This is a genomic window from Dawidia cretensis, from assembly GCF_018598175.1.
In the GTDB taxonomy this organism is placed as follows: domain Bacteria; phylum Bacteroidota; class Bacteroidia; order Cytophagales; family Cyclobacteriaceae; genus Ohtaekwangia; species Ohtaekwangia cretensis.
This window is the reverse complement of the sequence record NZ_JAHESE010000280.1, coordinates 1-229: the sequence shown is the minus strand read 5'-3', so window position 1 is coordinate 229 and position 229 is coordinate 1. Positions and strand designations below refer to the sequence as shown.

Below are 229 nucleotides of genomic sequence, written 5' to 3'. Positions count from 1 at the left end.
GTATTGCCTTGCATTGATGGAACGTTGTTAACTGGCTTATCGAAATATGAAGCTGTAATCAAATACGCGCCTGAGGTTTCTTTTTCTGGTGTCACAGTTCCTGATAATGGCAAACGCTGAGCTGACTTATCTTCTCCCAATGAAAGAATATATTCAACCATTTGTCTGGCATCTTCTACGCTAATCTGGGGATGTGCCGCCATCTCAGTAGTTCCCCATACTCCAGCAC

General features: G+C 43.7%; 1 protein-coding gene. It reads right to left on the bottom strand.

Going from position 1 to position 229, the window contains the following annotated elements; all coding sequences use genetic code 11:
* Positions 1–203 (bottom strand): c-type cytochrome (locus tag KK062_RS30650; RefSeq protein WP_254088168.1); only part of this gene is annotated, 203 nt, incomplete at its 3' end.
* Positions 204–229: the final 26 nt, after the last annotated feature.